This window comes from Spiribacter pallidus, assembly GCF_040838495.1.
Classification (GTDB): Bacteria; Pseudomonadota; Gammaproteobacteria; order Nitrococcales; family Nitrococcaceae; genus Spiribacter; species Spiribacter pallidus.
Genome location: NZ_JBAKFM010000002.1, coordinates 30,551 through 51,425, shown reverse-complemented (window position 1 = coordinate 51,425; position 20,875 = coordinate 30,551). Strand labels below are relative to the sequence as shown.

Genomic DNA, 20,875 nt, shown 5'->3' with positions numbered 1-20,875 from the left:
GGGTCGATGTGCGCCGCTCGTGCCACGATCAGCCGGCGGGGGCAGACGGCGAGCGCCGCCCCCGATCAACCGGCGGGGGCCGACGGCAACCGCTGCCCCCGATCAACCGGCCGCGGCAAGTGCCTGATCGATATCCGCCAGGATGTCATCGATATGTTCGATCCCCACCGATAGCCGGACCATGTCCCGGCTGACACCCGCGCTCTCGAGCTCTTCGTCATTGAGCTGGCGGTGGGTGGTCGTCGCCGGGTGACAGGCAAGGGATTTGGCATCACCGATGTTGACCAGGCGGGTGATAAGCCCAAGCGCATCGATAAACCGGGCACCGGCTTCCTCGCCGCCCTTGATGCCAAAGCTCAAAATGCCGCCTGCATTGCCGCCCATGTATTTCTGCACCAGCGAATAGTAGGGACTACCCGAGAGGCCTGCGTATTTCACCCAAGTCACCCCGGGGTGGTTCTGCAGGTGCTCGGCAACCGCCAGCGCATTCTCGCCGTGGCGCTCCATGCGAAGCGGCACCGTCTCGATGCCCTGCATGAGCAAAAACGCATTCATCGGCGATAACGCCGCACCCATGTTGCGCAGCGGGGCCACCCGGCAGCGGCCGATGAACGCCGCCGGTCCCAGGGCGTTGGTGTAGACCACACCGTGGTAGGACGGATCGGGCTCGGTAAGCATCGGGTATTTGGCGGCATACTCGGCCCAGGGAAAGTTGCCCGAGTCGACGATCACCCCACCCACGGTGGTGCCGTGCCCGCCCATGGCCTTGGTCAGCGAGTGGACCACGATGTCGGCGCCATGCTCAATGGGCCGCCAGAGCACCGGTGTGGGAACGGTATTGTCGACGATCAGCGGCACGCCGTGGCGGTGCGCGATCGCGGCAAACGCCTCAATGTCGACCACGTTGCCGTTGGGGTTGCCCACGGTCTCGGCGTAGACCGCCTTGGTGTTGTCATCGATGAGCGCCTCGATGGCCGCCGGGTCGTCGCCGCTGCCAAAGCGCACCTCGATGCCCATGTTGGGCATGGCGTGGGCGAAAAGGTTATAGGTCCCGCCATAGAGCTGGCTGGTGGTGACGATGTTATCCCCCACCCGGGTAATGCACTGAATGGCATAGGTGATCGCCGCCATGCCCGAGGCGAGCGCCAGCCCGGCGATACCGCCCTCCATCTCGGCCACCCGCTGCTCCAGTGCGGCATTGGTCGGGTTCATGATGCGGCTGTAGATATTGCCCTCGACCTTAAGGTCAAAAAGATCCGCCCCGTGCTGGGTGTCATCGAAGGCATAAGAGGTGGTCTGGTAGACCGGCACCGCCACCGCTTTGGTCGTGGGGTCCGGCGAATAGCCGCTGTGAATCGCCTTGGTCTCGAGTTTCATAGGGTCCTCTCGCTTGCTGACGGGCTAGATCGACGGCCGAGGCGCCGAACGCCGTTGGAACCGGTATCTCGTGCACGAACTGTAACGTGTTTCGGCAGTGCCGTCTGGAATATGCGGTGATATGGAAATCGCCGCAAGGCATATAGGGCGCCGGTCGGTGGCGCTGGCCAGTGGCGTTGGTCGGTGGGGTCGCGGGTGAACCGACGGGTATGGTGCCGATGCCTTTGGCTTTGGCTCTGCCAGTGCCTTGTGCCTGTGCCTGTGCAGCCGCTGGTCAGCCCGGTGCGACCGGTCGGTGATGCAGGCGGTGGCCGCTGGACCGGATTGTGTTATCCCTCTTGCCGCAGATGCCGCACACGGGTTTTACACACGGATTATGCACATCGTCAGTAGGCATTGAACCTATGCAAGTGCCGCGGGAGGAGGAAGCGACCGATGCAAGCGCCGCGGGAGGGGGAAGCGATGGTCTTAGGCACCCACGAATGCCGTATTCCGCAACCCAAAAAACGGATCAACATCAGTATCGACGCGGATTTGCTCGCCGAAGCCAAGCATTGGGAGCTCAACCTCTCAAGGGTGTTCGAGGATTATCTCCGCCAATCGATGCATGAATTGCGCTGTCGGCAATGGGTCGAGCGCAACCGACGGGCGTTGATCGACCACAGTCGCGAGCCATTCGCATACCGACCGGATCCGATCAACGGCGGCCAGGCGTACACCGAAAATGACGCCTTCCTGGATGAGGAAAACTTCCAGTCAATGGTTAATCGACTGCCGGTTCTCAACGAATCGACGCAACGGCGCCTCGGCGACATTTTTCCGGCGTCGATGTATCCGGTCTTCCGCACCCGAATTGTGCGACTCGACCGTCGCGCGCCATTCCTTGTCGGATTCCAGAGCGCCCTGCTCGAGCCCCTTGGCACCGAGATCGTCGCGCCGCTCATCCCGACCCGGCACTACGAAACACCGCTGGATGATGTCCACCCCATCGTCGAGCTCGACTGCTCCCCCGGCAGCCGCTTTGTGTTGGTCACCCATCATCTGATGACGGTCACGCAACGCAGCCTCGGCGAGCCCGTCGAATACCTCGCAAAAGCGAACCGCAAAATCACCCGTGCCATCGACTTCCTCTTGGGCGGGATCTAATCCATCCGGTTGACGGTGATCCAGAGCGTCATGCGCAGCGTCACACGGCGGTTGATTCAATGACCGGAAGCCGGCGCGCGGGTGATGATGTGCATAAACGATGTGTATCGATCGTGTGCAGGATTTTGGAAAAACCTGTAACACCACGCGCGGCCCGACATCGCCCAGGCACCGTCCGACCTGGCCCTCACACGGCTCTAAGCCACGCCGGAGCAAGCCGTCGTCTTCCCCGCGCGGCTCGACACCCACCGCTCGAGCCGGATCACGCCCCGGCCATACCAACTTGATCCGTTCGCCGCGCTAGCCGGCCAACCGCGCCAGCCCCGCATTACGCGCGGCCGCGGCAGCCCAGCGTAACGGGACGCCGCGGCGTCCCACGTTACGCGAGCATGCTTCGCAGCATCCAGGCGGTTTTCTCATGCAGCTGCATGCGCTGGGTGAGCAGATCCGCCGTTGGCTCGTCATCGGCCTCGTCCGCCAGCGCGAACACCTCGCGGGCCGTTCGGGCCACGGTCTCGTGATCCGAGACCAGCTGACGGATCATTTCGGTCGCCTCGGGGCTGCCGGTCTCCTCAGGGATCGCCGTGAGTTTCTGGTACTCGCTGTAACTACCGGGCGCCCGTTCGCCGAGGGCACGGATACGCTCGGCGATCTCATCCACCGCCGTGGCGAGCTCGGTGTACTGCTCTTCAAACATCATGTGCAGCGAGTTGAACATCGGCCCGGTCACATTCCAGTGGAAATTGTGCGTCTTGAGATACAGCGAGTAGCTGTCCGCCAAGACGCGCGAAACGCCCGCGGCGATCTCCGCCCGTGTCCCCTCATCGATGCCGATATTGATCTGCGGTGCCGGATTGGTTGCTGTGGCCATCATGACCTCCTTTTCGATCCAAACGAAACCTACATAGTTTGAAACCTTTCCAAACTAAAGGTTCCACTTCAGTCGCCGACCTCGGCAACCCGCCCTTGGCAGCGCTGCCCGAAAGTCCACCCGGCCAGTATGCCGCCTAGCCGCCGCTCGCGAGGTTGAGGCCGATCAAGCCGGTCACGATCAACAGCAGGCTCGCCGCTTTTACCCAGGTCATCGCCTCGCCAAAGAAGAAAACCCCCACCAGCGCCACCAGCGCCGTCCCCAGGCCAGCCCAGACGGCATAGGCAACGCTCACCTCCATGCGCTTGAGCACCAGCCCCAGCGCAATAAAGGCAAGCAGATAACCGGCGACGACGGTGAGGCTGGGCCACAGGCGCGTGAAACCTTCAGAAAGCTTGAGGGCGGTCGTTCCAATGACCTCAAGGATGACCGCCGCGATCAACAGTAACCATGGATTCATGGCCGACAGTCTAACCCAGCATCCCCGGTGTATCCGCCGTCGCCAGCACCTGTGCCATCATAACCCGATGAAACGCTGGATCCTTCGCATCGTTGCCGGGCTCACACTCGCCGCCGGCATCCTGGCGGCGCAGATTGCGCTGCTGTCCCCGGACGCCGACACCACCGAGCGAACCGGCGCGACGATACCGGCCGCCTGGCAGTCGATGACCGAGGGTGAGGTTGTCATTGAAGCACCCGGTGGCAGGCGTCAGGACGTGCTCGCCGTGCGGATCGCCGATGAGACAGCCGAGCGCGCCCAGGGCATGCAGCACCTGCCCGCCCGGGTGGTGCGCGACAACCCCATCTGGTTTGTCTTTCCCGAGCCCCGACGCACGGGATGGCATATGCGCGATGTGCGCATCCCGCTGGATATCGTCTATGTAGACGATGCCGGCATGGTCATCGCCATCGAACGGATGGCGCCCGGGCAGACCGGTTACGGTATCAACGAGCCCATCGCCGCGGCGCTGGAAGTCGCCGCCGGGGATGCCAGGCGACTGGGGATCGCGCCCGGGGCCCGCCTGTCACTCGCCCGCTAACGGCTCGGAGCAATCGCGTCGGCGGTGGCGCCCAGCGACCAATCGGGGCCGACGGCCAGGCGATCCGGCCAACGCCGCGCCCGTTACCGCCCTATCGCCGCCCTACCCCTTCTGCGGCTTTCTCACCCGCACATGCAGATCGCGCAGGGCGCTCTCCTCGACCTCGGCCGGAGCGTTGGTCAACAGGCAGGCGCCGGTCTGGGTCTTGGGGAAGGCCATAACATCGCGGATCGAACCGGCCCCGGCGATCATCATCACGATGCGATCGAGACCAAAGGCAATGCCGCCGTGGGGCGGCGTGCCGTAATCCAGCGCATCCAGCAGAAAGCCGAACTTCTCCCGCGCCTCCTCGGCGCCGATGCCCAACCGCTCGAACACCGCCGACTGCATGTCCGGGCGATGGATACGGATCGAGCCGCCGCCCAGTTCGGTGCCATTGAGCACCAGATCGTAGGCCCGCGAGAGCAGCGCCTCGGGATCGGCGGTCTGAAGCTCGTCCACCGACTCGGTCTGCGGCGCGGTGAACGGATGATGCAGCGCGTAATAACGCCCGTCATCTTCGTCGTACTCGAACATCGGAAAGTCCACCACCCAGAGCGGCGCCCAATCGCCCTCGAGCAGGTCCAGATCGTGGCCGACGCGCACCCGCAGCGCGGCCAGTGACTCATTCACCACCTTGGCCTTGTCAGCGCCAAAGAAGATCAGATCCCCCGCCCGGGCCCCGGTCCGCGAGAGGATTTCGGTTATGGCCGACTCGGGCAGGAATTTAAGGATGGGCGATTGCAGCCCTTCGGCCCCCGCCGCCGGGTCGTTGACCTTGATGTAGGCTAGCCCCTTGGCGCCGTAGCGGCCGACGAACTCGGTGTATTCATCGATCTGCTTGCGGGTCAGGGCGTTGCCCCCTGGCACGCGCATCGCCGCCACCCGGCCCCGGGGGTCCGCCGCCGGCGCAGCGAAAACCTTGAAATCCACATCGGCGAGGAGATCCCCCACCGTGACCAGCTCCATGGGGATGCGCAGGTCCGGCCGGTCGATGCCATAGCGCTCCACCGCCTCGGCATAGGTCATGCGCGGGAAGGGCTCCGGCAACTCGACACCCGCCACCTCGCGCATGAGATTGCGGAACATCTGCTCCATCAATGTGGTGATCTGGTCCTCGTCCATGAACGAGGTCTCCACATCGAGCTGGGTGAACTCCGGCTGCCGGTCGGCGCGCAGGTCCTCATCGCGAAAGCAACGCACGATCTGGTAGTAGCGATCGAGCCCGGACATCATCAAAAGCTGCTTGAATAGCTGCGGCGACTGCGGCAGCGCATAGAAGCTGCCAGCATGCAGGCGGCTTGGCACCAGAAAATCCCGCGCCCCTTCCGGCGTCGCCCGGGTGAGCATCGGGGTTTCGATATCGAGAAAACCATGCTGGTCCAGAAACCGATGCATGAACCCGGTCACCCGCGCCCGGGTGATGAGGTTTTGCTGCATCTCCGGCCGGCGCAGATCCACGTAGCGGTGCCGCAGCCGCACATCCTCGCCCACGTCGTCCTCGTCCAGCTGGAAGGGCGGCGTCTTGGCCTGGTTGAGCACCTCAATCTCATGGCCGAGCACTTCGACCTTGCCAGAGTTGAGGTTGGCGTTTTCCGTGCCTTCGGGCCGGTAGCGGACCCGGCCGCGGATTTTGAGCACCCACTCGGGCCGGGCCCGGTCGGCGGTGGCAAAGGCGGTGTCCCGATCGGGGTCAAAAACCACCTGAAGCAAGCCCTCGCGATCTCGCAGATCGATAAATATGACCCCGCCGTGATCACGGCGGCGGTGCACCCAGCCGCAAATCTCTACGTCCTGATCGAGCAGGGCCTCGGTGACTTCGCCGCAGTAATGGGTGCGCATGGATGCCTGACCGCCTTTCGCAAAAGCCGGAATGGTAAGCGGTGGGGGGTTGGCAGGCAAGCGAGCCGGGGCTTACTGCGCCTTGCCTGCCTTGTTCTCCGACTTGCCGGACGCGCCCTTGGCCTCGCCGGTTTTGCCCCCGCTCGCCGCGCCCTTCTGACCGGACGAACCACCGCTATCGGTCTTGCCGGATGCGCCGCTGTCGGCGTTGCCTGCGTTGCCCTTCTCGGCTTTGCCCTCGCCGGCGAGATTGCGCTTGTTGTCTTTTTTGAAATCGGTCTCGTACCAGCCGCCGCCCTTCAACCGAAACGCCGCCGCCGAGATCTTCCGCCGCAACCGGGCGTTTTCGCACTGCGGGCAGTCGGTGAGCGGATCGTCGCTCAGGCCCTGCAGCGCCTCGAGCTCGTGGCCGCAGTCATCGCAAATGTACTCGTAGATGGGCATGGTGTTTTGTCCTCGTTGTAATCAATCACCGCTGCAACTTATCTAGGGTCGCCGGTGCCTCAATACAAGCCATGATACCGGGTTTTGGCATCAATCTGCGGAGACGGAACTTGCCCTTTCAGATCATCGCCGCCATTTTTCTTCTCGCCACGATCTTTGTGTTCATACAGATCGGCGTGGTCACCGTCGCCTTCGACAAGCTGGGGTTGTCGCAGGGCTCAGCGATGCTGCTTTTGATCGCCTCACTCTTTGGCAGCGGCATCAACCTGCCCCTTTTTACCGTCGACGCCACCCGCGAGCCCGACCCGCGGTGGCAGGAGCGGCTGCGCTGGATGGCGCGCTTACACCGTAATCTTGACCCGGCCAAGGTGCTGATCGCGCTAAACGTCGGCGGCGGCCTGATTCCGCTGGCCTTCTCGGTCTATCTGCTGCGCCACCACCCGCTGGGTGGCGGCGTGGTGCTGCTGGCCATCGCCATCCAGTCGGCGATCTGCTATGGATTCAGCCGCCCGGTGCCGGGGCTTGGCGTGGGTATGCCCATCTTTGTCGCCCCCATTGCGGCGGCGGTGATCGCCGTGACACTGGCGCCCGATAACAGCGCCCCACTTGCCTACATCTGCGGCACCCTGGGCGTGCTGGTCGGCGCCGATCTGCTGCGGCTGCGGGATGTTCGCGGCCTCGGCGCACCGCTTGCCTCGATCGGTGGCGCAGGCACCTTTGACGGGGTCTTTATCACCGGCCTGGTGGCGGTGCTGCTAGCCTAAGCCAACGTTAATGTCTCACCAGGAGCCGGGCCATGGATTTTCATACCTATCGCGATGCCCTTGCCGAGCGGATCGGCCGCCTGCCGCTGCCATTCGAGGACGCCGAATATGCCCGCCGTCGATCCGCGGTGGCAGCGGCGATGGCCGCGCGGGGCCTGGACGGGCTGCTGGTCACCGATGCGGCCGATATCTGCTATCTCACCGGCTACAACACCTTCGAGGTCTCGGTTCATACAGCGCTTTTCTTGACTGGTGGAGGTGGTAGCGATGCCGGTGATGGTGGTGATGGCGATGGTGGCGCCGGTGCCGAAGGTAGCGCCGATAACGCTAGAGCCAACAACTCTGCCGACAAGGGCGAGGGTCGCGCGATACTGCAGGTCCCGTCTATCGAGACCGGGCCGGCGGTCACCACCGCACGGGTGGATGATGTCTTTGGCTATCGATGGGAAGAGGCGGACGGCGCCGTAGGACAGATGCAGGCGATCATCCGCGATTTGGGGTTGGGTGGCTCGTCGGGACCGGGAGCGGGCGTGTCGGGGTCGGGTGCTGGAGCGTCCCCACGCATCGGCACCGACAACTGGGGGCCGGCGCTTCGCAGTGGCTTTCGTGACGGCCTGGCGGCGGTCATGCCCGGCGTGACGCTGGTTGACGCCTCCGGCCTGGTGGATGGCGCCAAGATCGTCAAGAGCGAGGCAGAAATCGCCATGCTGCGGCAAAGCGCCCGCATTACCGAGGCCGGCATCGCCGCTGCCGAGGCCCTGATTGCACCGGGCGTCGGCGACCAGCAACTGGCCGCCAGCGGTTCGGCGGCCATGCTCGCCGCCGGCGGCGAATTCATGAGCCTGCAGCCCATTGTCACCACCGGATGGCGCTCAAGCGTCATTCACTGCAACCACCAGCGCCACGAGGTGGCCGAAGACGAACTGGTTTTCCTCGAGTTCGGCGCGGCCTATCACCGCTATACCGCACCGGTGATGCGCAGCCGGGTCGCCGGTCAGCCAACGGACGAAATGCGCCGGGTCGCCGGTGTGATCCGCGATATCTACGAGGCACTGATCGAGCATATGCGCCCCGGAGTCACAATGGACGCCGCGGCCGCGGCCGCCGACCAGGCACTGGCCCCGGTGGCGGACCGAGCATTTTTCTCGGGGGTCTATGGTTACACCGTCGGCATCCAGTTCCCGCCATCCTGGGTGGAAGGCTCGGGCTTTATCGCCCGCGGCATCGAGCGCGAGTTCGTCGAGAACATGGTCTTCCATCTGCCGTTGATGCTGCGCATCCCCGGCGTTTGGGGCATCGGCATGAGCAATACCGTGCGGGTCACCGCCGACGGCGGCGAGGCCATTACCAATAACGACCTGGCACTGGCAGGGGCCGCTGGATAGCGTTCGCTTGCTGGGCGCACGGACCCGGGCGGTCGGATAACACCCTTTTACTAAGCGCAGTGAACACGGCCGCTACACATCGTTTACGCACATCGTAAAAACACACCTAGGCGTGACGATATTCCGAAGACGCAGGCGGCCCGCTGCGGGGCAGGCGCTGCCGCGAGGCCGGGGTATTACGATGTGCATCAATCGCGTGTTTCAAGCGTGTGCAGACGACGCGGCAAAGGCGTGACAACGCAGCCGCACCACAAGCTACATATCGCGTAGGGGCCCTTTGAGGCGAGTCCGAGTGCCACCGCCTTAGACCCTGGCAGCTGCTAGCGTCGAGCCCTCGGTCGCCCGCTACTGGGTCGCTCGAGCCGCGCGCAGCCGCTACCATCGGGTCTCCGGGCATCCCACACCACCTAGGCGCCGGAACCCGACACGGTAGCGTCCCGCGAGCCGCCAACCGCCAGCCCGCCCCAATCGCCACCAGGTCCAGACCGTTAGGCCACCGCCGGCTCGCTGATGCGCTCGAAGCGCAACTCCCGCGCGTCGCCTTCGCCCACGGCGTCGACCCGAACACGATCACCGGCGCTGAACTCGCCGCTGAGAATCCGCTGAGCCAGCACATTCTCGACCCGCTGCTGCAACACTCGCTTGAGCGGGCGCGCCCCGTAGATCGGATCAAAGCCCGCCTCACCAATGGCATCCAGCGCCGCGTCGCTAAGCTCAAGGGCCATCTCCCGCTCCCGCAGCCGCTCGGAGAGGTAGCGCACCTGGATCTCGGTGATCCGGCGAATCTCTGCCTGCTCCAGAGGATGGAACACCACCACATCATCCACCCGGTTGATGAACTCGGGCCGGAAGTGCTGGCTGACCACGCCCATCACCTCTTGCTTCATCTCTTGGTACTGCGCCTCGCCGGCATGCTCCTGGATGAGATGCGAGCCCAGATTCGAGGTCATCACGATCACCGTGTTGCGAAAATCCACGGTACGGCCGTGGCTGTCGGTCAAGCGGCCGTCATCGAGCACCTGCAACAGGATGTTGAACACATCCGCATGAGCCTTTTCCACCTCGTCGAGCAACAGCACCGAGTAGGGTTTGCGTCGGACGGCTTCGGTCAGATAACCGCCCTCTTCATAACCCACATACCCCGGTGGGGCACCGATCAGCCGGGCGACGGCGTGCTTTTCCATGAACTCCGACATATCGATGCGCACCATCGCCTCTTCGGTGTCGAAGAGGAAGGTGGCAAGGGCCTTGCACAGCTCTGTCTTGCCCACGCCCGTGGGGCCGAGGAACAAAAATGAGCCGTTCGGGCGATTAGGATCCGACAACCCGGCCCGCGAGCGGCGGATGGCGTTGGATACCGCCTCGACCGCCTCGGTCTGGCCAATCACCCGATCCCCTAGCGCCGCTTCCATGCGCAGCAGCTTGTCGCGCTCGCCCTCGAGCATCTTCGACACCGGAATCCCGGTCCACTTGGACACCACCTCAGCCACCTCCTCGTCGGTGACCGAGTTGCGCAAAAGCTGCATTTCCTGCTTGTCCTCGGCCTGGGTGGCGGCGTCGAGCTGCTGCTCAAGCTCAGGGATTCGCCCGTACTGCAACTCGGACATCCGGGTCAGGTCCCCGGCACGACGGGCCGTCTCGAGCTCCTGTCGGGCCTGCTCCAGCGCCTCCTTGAGACCGGTCGCCCCCTGCACCGCCGATTTCTCGGCATTCCACACCGACTCCATCTCGTTGTACTCGCGCTCGATCTCGGCGATCTCGCCCTCTAGCGTGGCGAGCCGCTTTTTCGAGGCCTCATCCTCTTCCTTGTTGAGCGCCTCGCGCTCGATCTTGAGCTGAATCAGCCGGCGCTCGAGCCGATCCATCGCCTCGGGCTTGGAGTCGATCTCGATGCGAATCCGACTAGCGGCCTCGTCGATCAGATCGATGGCCTTGTCCGGCAGCTTCCGATCGGTGATATAGCGCTGCGAGAGCGTCGCCGCCGAGACGATCGCCGGGTCGGTGATCTCCACACCATGATGGACCTCATAGCGCTCCTTGAGCCCGCGCAGGATCGCCACCGTGTCTTCCACACTGGGCTCATCCACCAGCACCTTTTGAAACCGCCGCTCAAGGGCGGCGTCCTTTTCAATGTTGGTGCGGTACTCATCCAGGGTGGTCGCGCCGATACAATGCAACTCACCGCGCGCCAGCGCAGGCTTTAACATATTGCCGGCATCCATCGAGCCCTCGGCCTTACCGGCGCCGACGATGGTGTGGATCTCGTCGATGAAAAGGATGATCTCGCCTTCCTGCTTGGCCAGATCCTTGAGCACGCCCTTCATGCGCTCTTCGAACTCGCCGCGGTATTTGGCCCCGGCGACCATGGCCCCCATGTCGAGCGAGAGCACACGTTTTTCCTTGAGCGCCTCGGGCACCTCGTGGTTGACGATGCGAAGGGCCAGGCCCTCGACAATGGCGGTCTTGCCCACCCCCGGCTCGCCAATGAGCACCGGGTTGTTCTTGGTGCGGCGCTGCAGGACCTGGATCGTGCGCCGGATCTCTTCATCGCGGCCGATCACCGGGTCAAGCTTGCCCTGCTCGGCCCGCTCGGTCAGATCGATGGTGTATTTCTCGAGCGCCTGGCGCTGATCCTCGGCGTTGGGATCATCGATGTTCTCGCCGCCCCGGGTGGCCTCGATGGCCTTCTCCAGCGCCTCCTTGGTGGCGCCGGCATGCTTGAGCGCCTCACCGGCCTTGCTTTTGCCCTCATCCACCGCCGCGAGCAGGAAAAGCTCGCTGGAGACGTAGCTGTCGCCGCGCTTTTGGGCGAGCTTGTCGGTGAGATTGAGCAAGCGGTTGAGGTCATTACTGACATGTACCTCGCCGGCGGTGCCCTGCACCGTGGGCAGACGATCCACCGCGTCGCCCAGCTGCGAGCGCAGCAGATTGACGTTGACGCCGGCCTGCTGCAACAGATGACGGACACCGCCACCTTCCTGATCAAGCATGGCCAGCACCAGATGCTCGGGTTCGATCATTTGATGGTCACGGCCAAGCGCCAGTGACTGGGCCTCAGCGAGTGCCATCTGGAACTTGGTGGTTAACTTGTCCATTCGCATGGGACGGACTCCTTCGGTAATCGATACGTTCGCTTACCAAGGGATATGGGGGCGATTGCGGGGTTTGCAATCCCCCTAGCGGTTGGACTCGGCCTCGGTCAGAAACCCCAGCTGCGCCACACCCGCCACCTGGGCGTCGACCATGAGTGTGGCGATGCGCTCATAGGTGACGTTCTTATCCGCTTCCAGAAGGACCCGAGCCCCTTCCTCATCGGCGATCGACTCAAAGCGTTCCAGGAGGGCGTCTTCGCTGATTTCCTCGTCATCCAGCTCGATGACCCCATCAGCGCGGATGGCCAGGCGATAGGGCTCATCGTCGGCCTCGGCGGCATTGTGGGGCTGGGTGTCCGGCAGATCCACCCCCATGGTCTGAGGCACCATCAGGGGAATCGAGACCAGAAAGAGGACCAGCAGCACGAACATCACATCGATCATGGGCGTGACATTCATATCCGCGATGGATTGGTTCTGAGAATCGCCGTAGTTCATCGGTCGATCTCCTGCCAGTGCGGGCGATGGTGCAGCACGTAGCGCAGGAGCCCCTCGGAAAAGTTCTCAAGACGGCCGACGTGCTGACGAACCATGCGATTGATAACGTTGTAGAAGACCACCGCCGGAATCGCGGTGACAATGCCCACGGCCGTTGTCACCAGGGCGCCGCCGATGGGGGCGGCCACCACGGTGATGTTAGCCGCGCCGGTCTCGCCAATGGTCTCAAGCGCTTTCATGATGCCCCAGACCGTGCCGAACAGGCCAAGGAATGGCGCCGTGGCGCTGATGCTCGCGAGCGCATTGAGCCAGCTTTCCTTGTGTCGGGCGACGGTGCCGAGCTTGCGCTGGGTCTCGGCTGCGAGCATGGCACGGAGCTGCTCAAAGCTGTAACTGGCATGGTCCGGGCCGGCATAGTCGCTGCAGACCTGCTTGATGCGATCGGTGAGATAGACCGCATCGCCGGCATCCCGCCCACGGCCGATTTCCTTGAACGCCGACCAGTCCATGGACGCGTCAAACGAGCGCTCGAGCATCCGCGCCCGGCTACGCGCCAGACGCAACTGCAACACCTTCGCGATGGCGATGGTCCAGGTGAGTGCCGACATGGCCAGCAAAGTATAAGATGTCAGGTTAAAAACCAGATCCGATTCCATTCTTGCCCCCGCTACTCCAGTTCAAAAGTGATGGGCACCTCGACCCACTGCGCCACCGCCGTCCCATTTTCGAGCGCAGGCTTGAACTCCCAGTCTATGACGGTGGTGGTCGCTGAGTCATCGAGGATGTCATGACCGCTTGATTGCTTGACTTCGACGGCGTCCACACCGCCTTCGGCGTTCACCCGCACCCGCAGCAGCACCGTGCCGGTCAACTGATCAAAATAGGCCTCAGGCGGATACGGTGGTACGGGATTATCCAAGCCCTCTGCCGATTCGGTCGCTCCCTCGGTGGGCAGCGAAAAACTCTCGGAAGGCGCGGCCTCCGGGACCGTCTCGGGCACCGGTTCCGGCTTTGGCTCCGGGGCCGGTTCCGGCTGTGGTTCGCGCTCGGGTTCCGGTACAGGTTCGGGTTCCGGCTCGGGCTCGGGCTCGGGGATCGGCTCGGGCTCGGGCTCGGGCTCAGGTTCCGGCTCAGGGACGGGCTCGGGTTCGGGGATCGGCTCGGGCTCGGGCTCAGGTTCCGGCTCGGGTTCGGGTTCCGGTACGGGCTCGGGTTCGGGTTCCGGTACGGGCTCAGGCTCCGGTACCGGCTCCGGCTCCGGCTCCTCAACCGGTTCCTCCACCGGCTCTTCGATCACCTCTTCCACCGGCTCTTCGACCGGCGCATCCGTTGGCACCGCCAGGCTTTGGCTGGCAACCAGCTCCACGGTCACTTCCGCAGGCTCGAAATCCTCCGGATCTGCCAGACCGAGCCGGCTGAACCAGACGACACCGACGACATGGACGGAAACCACCATAACGGCCACCACACCGATCACCCAGCGCGGTAGTGAGGCCAGTGAGGGCCGTCTGTCCGTGAGACGCTCTTGCTGCACCCGGTGCCCGCTCGGTTATCCGTCAGGTGACCGCCCTCCCACGGCGGTCACCTGAGACAGCGCCTTACGCCGTCTCTTCGTCCTTGCCCATCAACCGGGCGAGCTCAGGGAAGAGGTCCATGGAGATCAAATGCGCGTAGATCCAGCCCAGATACCCGGCGCGGAAAAGCTCGTCGGCGGCGGCCGCCGGCAGCTTCATCAGCGCATCTTCGTTGACGCTCAGGAACTGCCCGAGCACCACCGATGAGTCATCATCCCGGGTCACCCGTGCATTCATCTCCTGGAAAAGCCCCAGCTCGTCGAGCTTTCTGCCAAATTCCACCGTCCGCAGGAAGCTCTGGTGATATTCCTGCATGAAACGCGTGGCGTTCTCCAGATACTCGGTCTCCTCGCCGTCCTTGGTAAAAAGCGCCTCGCCGCCGCGCTTGCGCAGCGCGGAGTTTTCCACGCAGATCAGGAACTGATCCTGATCCTCGCCCCGGTTCGCGAGGACAAACGGGTAGCGGCGGATGTAGGCGGGGATGTAATTCGCCTGCCACTGCCCTTCACTGTCGACGAAGAGGTTCTCGTTATCCCGCATACCGAGCACCGCCACCGGGATAACCTGGTCGGCGTTACGCGTGAAAACGATCGGGAAATGCCGACAAGCTTTCGCAAACTCTATACCGGTGAGAACCACCGAGTTGGTCTCACGCGTAAAGCCGAAATCCTTCGGCGCGCTGACCTTCATGGTCTTGTGTTCTTCGCGGTTCAGTGCAACCGGCTCGTTGTAGAAAAGCAGTTCAGCCATTCCCGTTTTTTCCTTTCATCGTGTTCATTGTTAATTAACGCTGGACTCTGTCGATCCTGGCAGCATTGTCAGTTTACCGTTCTTCGCAGTCCTCGTCGTCCTCTTCGACGCACTCATCCACATCAGCACCGCCGCTGCCACCACCCTCGGTGGCGATCTCCCCGACCTGCACGCTAGCGGTCAGCAAGCCGGTCGGACCGCTGCCTGGTGGCTGCAGCGGGCTGTCGTTGGGCGTCGCCCCCTGGATGCGCTCCAGCGCCTCACGCAGCAGCTCCATCTCAAAGTCGACACCTGCCGGGGTATCTTCGGCGCCAAACGACGGCGGTGCGAAGCCGATGTCACCTGTCACCACCGGCGGGGCACTCACAACTGGCGGAATAGGTGCGGTCGGCACCGTCAAGTCACCCGGCGGGGGCGGCGTTCCCTCACCGCCGAGGCCGCGCGGGATCAGTTCACCATCCTCGTTGAGCGTCTGGCCCATGCGATATTCGGTCTCGCCATCGGCAAGTCGGGTGGTGTTGGCATCAAAAACAATATCCCAGCCATAGACAACCTGATCGCCACCGGTGTTAATCACCCCGACATTCTCACCGAAGCTGACCTCGCCTGGGAACCGATCGCGGTCAGCGCGGGTGTCACGCTCGACGATGCTCGCCACCTGACGCTTCGTACTCTGCATCCCGGTCTCGGCCGTGAAATGCAGCAGCGGATTGGTCTCGCCGATGCTGCCCTCGAATTCGATTTCCGGTCGGACAAAGCCTTCAGAGCCCCGCTCCACCGTCGAGAGGGCGTAGCTTGCAAGACTGTGGACACGACCGCCGGCCACAGCGTCATCAATGGTGCCGGTGAAGCGCACCGCCGGATCCACAGAGACCAGCAGACGCATGGGGTTGCGATCGGTGCCCGAGCCCACCTGCATCGCGCCGCGGTAGATCTGCTCCTCAAAGGTCGTGACATCGCCATTGAGGTTGATCTGCTCGCCGACCACCTCGAGGCGATACACGCTCGTGTCCTGCTGATCGAAGGCGCTCCAGGCGATCCGGCTGCTCCCCTCGCGCAGATCGGCATCCATGGCCTTCTCAGCGCGGACGTCCTGACCGACCTGACCGTCGATGGTGACCGTGCCGGTCCCCGCATCAATAAGAACGGAGCGTTTCGTGGACTTGGCGTTTGTGCCGCCGGAGATGCCGCCATTGAAGGCGAGCTCGGCATCCGCGGTCTCCGCCGTGAACTCGATCGGCTCAAGCCTGAGGTACTTATCCTGCGTGTCATCAAACACGTAACGCCGCAGCGTCTGCCCCAGATCCTCGAGCTCAGCGAGATTCTGCGCAAGTGACTGCGCCGGCTCCTGCGCTTCGCCACCTTCGCCATTTTCCTCGGCATCCGTCGCCGGCTCCTGTGTTTGGGGCTCACGCACGGCTACAACCCGCTCAGCCTCACCAGCCGTGTCGGCGACGATTTCGCCACTTTCTGAAAGCGTGTAGAGCGGCCGCAGAATCTCCGTCTGCGTCCCCGCCTCCGGCTCCGTCTCCGGCTGCGGCTGCGGTGAATCGCCATCGCCCTCAGCCGCGTCCTCGTCGGTCACCGGTTCGGCGACAATCACCTCGTGGACAAAAAGCTTCTCGCCAGCAACACCGCGAACGTGGCGATAGACCTTGTCATTGCCTTCAGCATCCTGCTGGACGATGAACGTCTCCCCATCGCTGGTGATGGGGTCATAACCAGTCCCGCCGACCTCACCGGTCGCGAGGATCAGCTTCGCATCATGGGTCTGATCCCCGATCGTATGCACATCGCTTGCGATGTTCAGCGTCCCGCGGGTGATCAGGCTCGCGAGTTTCGGTGCGGGCTCGCCGTTCTGCCCACTGATCGCGAACTCAAGGGTGCCGCCATTGCCCTCAACCACCGGTGCGGTGCCCAGGGCGTTGGCGTCGGTGACCTTGACGGTGCCACTTCCGGCATCGACGGTACCGCTGAAGCCCTCATTGGCCACCGACAGCGTCAACGTCTGATCACTGACCTGCTCCAGGCGCCCGCCACCGGTGAGGCTGTTATCGAAGTCTAGATCCGCCACATCCGAGTCGAGCTTGAGCGTACCGTCGATCTGAAGACCGGAGTGGGTGTCGCCAAAGTTGCCGCGGTCATAGCGGCTCACGGAGCCTTCCGGCAGGATCACCTGGGCGACGTTGGGCATCGCCTCACCCGTGGCCGGGTCGATCATCTCCGGGCTGTTATCGGGCGTCGCGCCATCCGCCCAGTTCAATGAGTTGGACCACAGGCCCTCATCGGCGCCGACCCACTCCACCGATGCCCGCTGGGTGATCTTGCCCTGATTGTTACTGAACTGCTGAGCCCCGAGGGTGTAGTTACCCGCATCAGGCCCGCTCAGCCCCAGCGTGAGATCCACCCGCTTGTTATCACCCACGTGGCGCGTGGCGTAGCTGCCCAGCCCACTGAGCGCGGCATCGTCATCGGCAATAATCTCGGTGGGCTGATTCTCCACCGCCAGGTCATTGATGGTCGTGTTGCCGTCGTAGACTTTTTCGGTGACTCCGAAATCAAAGTCAGCGGGCACGTTGAGCTGGATTGGCGTTACCGTCAGCGCACCCTTTACGCGAATGTCGTCAAAGATCTCCAGGTCATCCACCGCCTGGAAGTCGCGCGCGGCGATGTTGTAGCCGCCCACCGCCAGGTTGCCCGAGCTGCTGAACTTCGCCGTCTGCTCGGAGGCGCCCAGCGTGAAGGCGACACCCGTGCCTGCGGAGTTGTCTCGCAGGGTGACCGCGTTGTTGTTTAGAACGAACTCGCCCGCCTCGATGGTCTGCACATTGCCGGCATCGTCGAGATACTGCGCCGACTGGTAGTCATAAACCGCCTGGCCGCCGTATTCCTGCTGCGCGGAGATTTCGGTGCGCAGCAAAAGAACGTCCGGGCCGAGGATCTCGTAGTCACCCGTCTCGTATTCGATCCGGTAGTTATCTGCCGCCGCGCCGGAGACCTGCAGCACATCTTCGTAGACGCCGACGGCTTCCTCAGGGGTGTTACTGCCGTCAGCGGCTACACGGGTGATGGTGGGCAAGGTGCTCAGATCACCTTCGCCTTCACCGGTCACAAAGCCGTTGTAGAACACCCCACCGTAGGTCGCCGGATCCAGCTGACCTTCGAGTTTGGCGTCATCCGCGGCGCGGATCGTGAGCAGGCGCTGGTCGATGGTCACCGGGTTGACCGGGTTGCCACCGTCCATCTGCAGCGAGCCAAAGCTCAGCGTCACCGACTGGCTCCCCGAGTTCACGGTCTTGTTGCCCGGGAGGCTGTAGTTGCTCAGCAGACCGCCCTTGCCATCCTTCAAGGTGATCGTTTCGATGTAGTTATTCGCAGCGGTGACATTGGCGAACGCCGCTTCTCCGCGCGAGGAGTCGAAAGACTCACCCTCAACAATGTTATTAAAGGCAAGCTCCTTGGTCTCGAACAGCAGCGTGGAGCCGTCATAGGTCTTGGTGACCTCAATCGACTGGATCGGCCGTGGATCAACGGAGACCGTCACGTTGCCACTGTCTGCACCATCGGTGAGCGTGAGCGTGTCGGTGTTGAGCTGATAGTCGGTGACCATCGAGCCGTTATCGCTGTCGATTTCAGAAAGCGTCAGGCCCTCGACCGTGAGCGTGTCGGCCTGAAGCACGTTCTTGCTGTTGAAAAACGCCTGGCCGCTGTCAACGGTGAAGCCGAGCGAGGCCAGTGCATCGTTAGTCAGGCTGTCACCAGTCAGTAAGCCATCGGTGATCGTGAGCGATGGCGCAAACCCGGTGGGTGCGGCATCACTGCCGTCATAAACCTTGGTGACATTGGTGTCATTGAGCGCCACCGTCAGAGTCTTCGGCGTAATCGTCACCGGAGCGCTATCGGCATCAAAAGTCCCGTTCTCGTCGGCTGGTAGGCGGTAGTTGTTCAACGCTGCCGCGACTTCACCATCACCCAGCGCACCGGCATCCACCGCCTTGAGATCGATGTTGAGGAGAAAGTTAGGCTGCACCTCACCATTCACCTCGGTGATCACATTGGCGAACGAAGCCTCGGCGTTTTCGTAGTCGATGACCTCGCCGGCAACACCGGTGCGCAGGGTCACGTAGCCATCAAGGTCGGTGTTGCCGTCGTAGACCTTCTCGGCCGACACCTCGAGGGTGCGCGGGGTGATCTCGGCCTCGGCATCGAAGACGTTGTAAGTGTAGTTAGCGGCATCATCGCCCTGCAGCAGGTTGCCAAAGTCAACCCGATTGTCTTCGTCTACATCCTTGCTTGAAAAGGCACCGGTGATATCCGCCGGGGGGGTAGCGGTCACCTCATCCAGCGCCAGGATCAGGCCATCACCGCTGTTGGCCTCGGCCAGTTCCACGGTACCCGGGATCTCGACCTTGCCAGTAAAGAGTGCCTTGGTGGTGCCGTCGTACTCGCGACTCGTGGCCTTAAGGGTGCTGGTGAGCGTCACGGTTTTGGGGTTGATGGTCAGTTCACCGCCCACTTCCGTGGCGTAACCGAGCTTGTTGGCAATCGCTTCGGCGACGTCCAGCTCATAGGTGCCGGCGGCTTCAAAGCCCGCGCTGGAGACCGGGATGACGCCCTCGGGGTTGTCCTCGGTGATCAGCGACGGCGTGGTCCACTCGATGTCATCAAAGCCTTCAATATCGTCCGTGGTATCGCCGTTCTGCAGGCCGATCACGGTCGAGCCGTAGTCGTTGCTATCCCCGGCGTCCGGCAGCGCGTCGCTGTAGGTGATGATGTTGCCATTGGCAGTCACCTCAAGCAGCGGCTGCTCGCGGTACACCGCGTTCAGACCGGTGGCCTCGAGCGCCGTCCAGGTCGTCGCGTCGGTGAAGTCGGCCGTCTCATCGGCGTTGTAGCGGAAGCGGCCAGTGCCCTGCGCCATCACGCCGTCAGCGGCGCCGGCTTGCGTTTCAACCAGACCGCTGCTGCCGGCAATGCTGCCGGTGTAGATGACACCGCGACCGGCAGTGACGTTGATGCCGCCGCCCTCAGCGATCATCACATTGTCATTGCTACCGAGGGTGTTGGTGCCATCGACGAAGGCCGTCTCATGAACATGATCGCTGCCGGCATTGAGGACCAAGGCATTCGCCGTCGTGCTCGAGGTGTCGATGACCTGCGAGACAGTGATGTTGCCCGTCTGCGTCTGGATGTTCAGATCGCCGGCCGCGTTAATACCATCGCGTGTACCGACACTGCCAATCTCGATGGCCTGGCTGTTATCGAGCGTGAGCGCGCCGATGCGGTTGCCCGCGCTTCCGGCTGCGATCAGGTCAATCGCATTGCCCGCCTGATCCAAAGTGAAATCGCCGCTGCCGGCGAGGGCCAGCCGGTCCAGGGTCATGGCAGCGCTCTGGGTGACAGTCCCGTCACTGCTAAGCGTCAGGGCCTGATTGCCCGTGGTCGCGTTCTCGACCGTGCCATTGAGCGCCATCGCGCCACCGGCCTCAAGCGTGCGATTGATGACATCATCAGCGCTTTGACCCTCGCCGGAGACGGTCATGTTGCCTTTGATCGTCAGATCGTCATCGACCGTGACGTCATTGCTCAGCACCACATTGCCGGTGCCCACATCGACGCCGAGTGAACGGGTCTGCGCATCACTGCCGCTGGCGAGCCCGACCGTGACCCCACTGTCGATGGTGAGATCCGCATCCGCGAGGGTCAGGCTGACATCGCCGCTGGCGTTGACGCCGCTGAGGGCATCTACCGAGCCGATGGTCAGCGTGCCGTCATTGGCCAAGGTGATTGAACCGGTCCGCCCGTTAACACCGCCGCCGGCCGCCAGCAGATCGATCTGGTTGGCCGTGTTGTCAAAGGTGAAGTCGGCTCCACCGTCCAGCCCGAGCGACTCGATCTGCATCGACCCACCGTGGTCCACCGCCCCATCGGCAACCAGCATCAACACCTGGCTGCTGCTATCACTGGCGGTATTGCCGGTGAACGTGATGTCGCTATCGGTCGTGCCAGTGCCGGTGGCCTCGAGGGTGACGTAGTCATCCAGCGTCGTGACG

Annotated in this window: 15 protein-coding genes (1 of these 15 only partly in view); 4 read left to right on the top strand and 11 right to left on the bottom strand. The window is 63.2% G+C overall.

What is annotated here, in order from left to right:
• Positions 1-102: 102 nt before the first annotated feature.
• Positions 103-1,377, bottom strand: coding sequence for an O-acetylhomoserine aminocarboxypropyltransferase/cysteine synthase family protein (locus V6X73_RS03550; protein WP_367958982.1), 1,275 nt, complete (start codon positions 1,375-1,377; stop codon positions 103-105).
• A 435-nt stretch (positions 1,378-1,812) separates the two neighbouring features.
• Between V6X73_RS03550 and V6X73_RS03545 the strand changes: the two genes are divergently transcribed.
• Positions 1,813-2,523 (top strand): CcdB family protein, encoded by a 711-nt coding sequence (locus V6X73_RS03545; protein WP_367958983.1) that lies wholly within the window; start codon positions 1,813-1,815, stop codon positions 2,521-2,523.
• Between the two features lie 379 nt (positions 2,524-2,902).
• On the opposite strand, the gene V6X73_RS03540 is transcribed toward V6X73_RS03545, so the two are convergent.
• Together V6X73_RS03540 and V6X73_RS03535 are read right to left on the bottom strand one after the other, a co-directional pair.
• On the bottom strand, positions 2,903-3,397 hold the full coding sequence (locus V6X73_RS03540; RefSeq protein ID WP_456154520.1) for a Dps family protein: 495 nt from the start codon (positions 3,395-3,397) through the stop codon (positions 2,903-2,905).
• 133 nt (positions 3,398-3,530) lie between these two features.
• The gene (locus tag V6X73_RS03535; protein ID WP_367958985.1) at positions 3,531-3,854 is read right to left on the bottom strand and encodes a DMT family transporter; all 324 of its coding nucleotides are present in this window, start codon (positions 3,852-3,854) and stop codon (positions 3,531-3,533) included.
• A gap of 67 nt (positions 3,855-3,921) precedes the next feature.
• Here V6X73_RS03535 and V6X73_RS03530 point away from each other — a divergent pair, with 67 nt between their 5' ends.
• Complete coding sequence (locus tag V6X73_RS03530; protein ID WP_367958986.1) at positions 3,922-4,434, top strand: DUF192 domain-containing protein; 513 nt, start codon at positions 3,922-3,924, stop codon at positions 4,432-4,434.
• Positions 4,435-4,536: 102 nt separating this feature from the next.
• Here V6X73_RS03530 and aspS read toward each other — a convergent pair whose 3' ends face one another.
• Together aspS and V6X73_RS03520 are read right to left on the bottom strand one after the other, a co-directional pair.
• Positions 4,537-6,315, bottom strand: a complete 1,779-nt coding sequence (aspS, locus tag V6X73_RS03525) for an aspartate--tRNA ligase (protein ID WP_367958987.1) — start codon at positions 6,313-6,315, stop codon at positions 4,537-4,539.
• Between the two features lie 72 nt (positions 6,316-6,387).
• Positions 6,388-6,759, bottom strand: coding sequence for an FmdB family zinc ribbon protein (locus tag V6X73_RS03520; protein WP_367958988.1), 372 nt, complete (start codon positions 6,757-6,759; stop codon positions 6,388-6,390).
• A 110-nt stretch (positions 6,760-6,869) separates the two neighbouring features.
• On the opposite strand from V6X73_RS03520, the gene V6X73_RS03515 reads away from it, so the two are divergent.
• Positions 6,870-7,523 (top strand): DUF1614 domain-containing protein, encoded by a 654-nt coding sequence (locus V6X73_RS03515; protein ID WP_367958989.1) that lies wholly within the window; start codon positions 6,870-6,872, stop codon positions 7,521-7,523.
• Positions 7,524-7,555: 32 nt separating this feature from the next.
• Positions 7,556-8,908, top strand: a complete 1,353-nt coding sequence (locus tag V6X73_RS03510) for a M24 family metallopeptidase (protein WP_367958990.1) — start codon at positions 7,556-7,558, stop codon at positions 8,906-8,908.
• A 488-nt stretch (positions 8,909-9,396) separates the two neighbouring features.
• On the opposite strand, the gene clpB is transcribed toward V6X73_RS03510, so the two are convergent.
• The 6 genes from clpB to V6X73_RS03480 all read right to left on the bottom strand — a co-directional run.
• Positions 9,397-12,003, bottom strand: a complete 2,607-nt coding sequence (gene clpB / locus V6X73_RS03505; protein WP_367959011.1) for an ATP-dependent chaperone ClpB — start codon at positions 12,001-12,003, stop codon at positions 9,397-9,399.
• Positions 12,004-12,084: 81 nt separating this feature from the next.
• Positions 12,085-12,498, bottom strand: coding sequence for an ExbD/TolR family protein (locus V6X73_RS03500; protein WP_367958991.1), 414 nt, complete (start codon positions 12,496-12,498; stop codon positions 12,085-12,087).
• Positions 12,495-13,154, bottom strand: a complete 660-nt coding sequence (locus tag V6X73_RS03495; protein WP_367972127.1) for a MotA/TolQ/ExbB proton channel family protein — start codon at positions 13,152-13,154, stop codon at positions 12,495-12,497. The genes V6X73_RS03500 and V6X73_RS03495 overlap by 4 nt, the downstream gene beginning before the upstream one ends.
• An 11-nt stretch (positions 13,155-13,165) precedes the next feature.
• Entirely contained in the window at positions 13,166-13,954 is a 789-nt protein-coding gene (locus tag V6X73_RS03490) for an energy transducer TonB (protein ID WP_367991056.1), read from the bottom strand.
• Between the two features lie 142 nt (positions 13,955-14,096).
• On the bottom strand, positions 14,097-14,822 hold the full coding sequence (locus V6X73_RS03485; protein ID WP_367958994.1) for a SapC family protein: 726 nt from the start codon (positions 14,820-14,822) through the stop codon (positions 14,097-14,099).
• A 73-nt stretch (positions 14,823-14,895) separates the two neighbouring features.
• Positions 14,896-20,875 carry the final stretch of an autotransporter-associated beta strand repeat-containing protein gene (locus tag V6X73_RS03480; RefSeq protein ID WP_367958995.1) on the bottom strand. Its footprint extends 25,802 nt past the window's final position, so the window shows 5,980 of its 31,782 coding nt (coding positions 25,803-31,782); its start codon lies beyond the right edge, outside the window; the stop codon is at positions 14,896-14,898.